Annotated in this window: 3 protein-coding genes; 2 read left to right on the top strand and 1 reads right to left on the bottom strand. The window is 63.0% G+C overall.

Annotated elements, in window-relative coordinates; translation table 11 throughout:
* Together Q0520_RS07990 and Q0520_RS07985 are read left to right on the top strand one after the other, a co-directional pair.
* Positions 1 to 815, top strand: an 815-nt coding sequence (locus Q0520_RS07990) for a hypothetical protein (protein ID WP_298668574.1), incomplete at its 5' end; no start/stop codon positions are given.
* Positions 816 to 871: 56 nt separating this feature from the next.
* Complete coding sequence (locus Q0520_RS07985; protein WP_298668571.1) at positions 872 to 1,660, top strand: hypothetical protein; 789 nt, start codon at positions 872 to 874, stop codon at positions 1,658 to 1,660.
* On the opposite strand, the gene Q0520_RS07980 is transcribed toward Q0520_RS07985, so the two are convergent.
* The coding region (locus tag Q0520_RS07980; RefSeq protein ID WP_298668568.1) for an ATP-dependent DNA ligase at positions 1,647 to 2,856 on the bottom strand (1,210 nt) is incomplete at its 5' end. The genes Q0520_RS07985 and Q0520_RS07980 overlap by 14 nt on opposite strands.

The raw sequence follows: 2,856 nt of genomic DNA, 5'->3' as shown, positions 1-2,856 counted from the left end.
AAGCGGCCTTCGAGCGCCCGGTCAACTTCGACCTCCGCTTCGACGGCACGGTCACGCCGGTCGGTCTCTCGGGGAGCATCAGAAAACTCGAGGTGCTGGACAATGCCCGGGTCGAACGGGTCGTCGACCGTGTCACCTCCGACAGCGACATCACGGCGACCGAGGCCTGCACGACCCTCGGCTCCGAGGGGGTCGACGTCTACCAGATCGCGCAGTTGATGAGCACGGGGCTCCTCGGCAGGCAGCGCCGCATCGTCCCGACCCGCTGGTCGATCACGGCCGTCGACGACACCGTCGGCACCGGCCTGAAGAAGCGGATCACCCGTTTCCAGCCTGCGAGCGAGGTCGAGTTCTTCGCCGCCACAGCCTACGGGAACACGATGGCCGTCATCCTCGTCCCCGGAGACTGGAAGTTCGAGATGATCGAGATCTGGGGGAAACACTCCCTCTGGTCGGGAGAGGAGGAGACAATCGTCCAGGACATCGAGGGGCAGAAGAGGAGCGGCTACTCTCCCATCGGCGGCGCCTACTACGCGGCACGCCTCGCCATCGCCGAGCACCTCGCCCGCACGGGGAGATCGGCGCGGGCAGTCGTGGTGCGGTACGCAGGCAGCGACTACTGGGCGCCCCTCGGGTCATGGGTGATCAGGGAAGCGACGCGGAAGGCGATGAAACAGGCACCGGTCAGGTGCGGAGACCTTGGAGAGGCGATGAAGCAGGTGGACGCCGCAATCGGGTCGCCGCGCTGGCGGCAGAAGAGCAGACTCATCCCGGAACTGCTATCACAGAGGTCCATATTTGAATTTTTTGGATAAAATCGCTGCAATCAAAAGATAAAACTATTTATTTTCTCAGCTCGAAAGAAAGGAATATGTATCGGTACGGGATCGCACCCCTCTTTCTTGCCACCCTGGTATCCGCGGTCTCTGCCCTGGACACGACGGCGGCCATGGTCACTCCGACCTTCTCCAGCGAGGATCTCTACACCCTCTTCATCGGCGGGATCATCTATCTGAACCTCTTTGTCGTCTTCCTCACGCACATCCTCAGGAAGAGAGGGCAGGTCGCCAACCGACCCCCGATCGTGCGAGGGACTGCCATCCTCATCGGCATCTCTGCCGTCGCCATCGGAAGCGTCTTCGTCGTCTTCACCGCGATGGTGCTCCTCGCCGAAATCGGCGGCATCACCCTTTTCTCATGGACAGAGGACTTTTTCGCCTATGTCCTCGCAGACATTGTCCCTGTATATACGGGGGCCCCCGCACTCTCGATGACCGCCGGCCTCCTCATCGCAGCGGCCGCAGGTTTTATCGTCTTTCTCATTGGCTCCATTCTCCTGGTGCGGAACACGGGGGATGAGGATTTTGCCAGGGTCGCCATGCCGACGGCGAGCGGATCGGTCGTCCAGGAGGAACCCGACAGGCCCGAAGAGCCTCTCAACCCTGTTCTTTCATTCAGGGCAGAAATCCGCCGGACACGGGATCCGGCACCCGACGTAAAGGTGATACTCAGGCAGCGGGAGGGGATGCGCTTCCACACGAAGTTCACCGACTTCAACGGCGAGGTCACCTTCACCAACGTGGAGGGCTACGGCTCGGAGTACTACGCCTACGTGGAAGGAGACGAAAACAGAACGGTGTACAGGGTCATAAGGATTTGAGCTGCCTCTCGTAGCGGGCAGCGAGACCTTCGACCGTCTCCACCTCGTCCACCCCTTTGTCCTCCCGCAACCGCACAAACCTGGGGAAGCGGAGGGCATAACCGCTCGTATAGTTCGGGCTCTTCTGGACCTCGGCGTACCCGACCTCGAAGACGACCTCGGGTTCGAGGACGACCTCCTTCCCTTTTTCCGCGATGACCAGGTCCTTGAGCACCGCATGGATCGCGGCGAGCTGGTCGTCGGATAAGCCCGTCGCCACCTTCCCGACAGACAGGAGCACGCCTTCGTCCTGGCAGGCGAGGAGGAATGAACCGAAGATACGGGCCCGCCGCCCCTCGCCCCACTCGGCGCCGACGACTGCAAGGTCGATGGTGTCCACCGCGGGCTTGACCTTGATCCAGTTTCTGCCGCGCACCCCCGGCGTATAGGCGGCACCGCGGGCCTTCACCATCACGCCCTCGTGACCGGCGTCAAGTGCCTCCTGATAGACCTTCTCCAGGGCAGGGACATCAGCACTCACCCACTGCGGGGCGACAAAACCGGAGAGGACCTTCTCCAGGATGGTGCGGCGCTCCGCAAAGGGCCGGTCGATGAGGGTCTCGCCGTCGAGGTATATGATGTCGAAGATGTTCGGGACGAGTTCCACCTTCTCGATCGCCTCCTCCACGTCGTGCTTCCGGCGGAACCGGCGCAGGACAAACTGGAAGGGGCGGGGCTTTCCGTCTTTCACCGCGATCACCTCGCCGTCCAGGATCACGTCGTGGCCGGTGGCGGCGCAGAGCATCTCGATAACGTCGGGGACCGCTCCGGTCACCTCCTCCAGCTTCCGGGAGTACATGCGGCAGTCGTCGCCGACCTTGTGGAACTGGAAGCGGGTGCCGTCGTACTTGTACTCGACGGCAACGGTACCGTGGTCCCCGACCATCTCGGAGATGGTTCCCTGCTGGGCGAGCATCATCTTCACGGGATGGAAAGGTTCGATGTGGACGTCCCTGAGGGCCGCCGCACCCTGCCGGGCAAGGAGGGCGACCCGCCCGAGGTCGTTGATCGCCTGGTGAGCATGGGCGACGAGGGCCGGTTCCACGGAAAAGGCCTTCGCGACGGCGTCCCGCACATTCCCTTCGCCGACCCCGATCCGCAGTTCTTCGAGGAGGAGGCGGGAGAGGTAGCGACCTTCACGGGGGCCGGCAGTGCCG

This window comes from uncultured Methanofollis sp., from assembly GCF_937919355.1.
GTDB lineage: Archaea > Halobacteriota > Methanomicrobia > Methanomicrobiales > Methanofollaceae > Methanofollis.
The sequence above is the reverse complement of the archived record's forward strand: the minus strand, read 5'-3'. Positions and strand labels throughout refer to the sequence as shown.

Excerpts from the sequence above, each read along its gene's own strand:
- Q0520_RS07985 (WP_298668571.1), top strand. The coding sequence starts at position 872 with ATGTATCGGTACGGGATCGCACCCCTCTTTCTTGCCACCCTGGTATCC.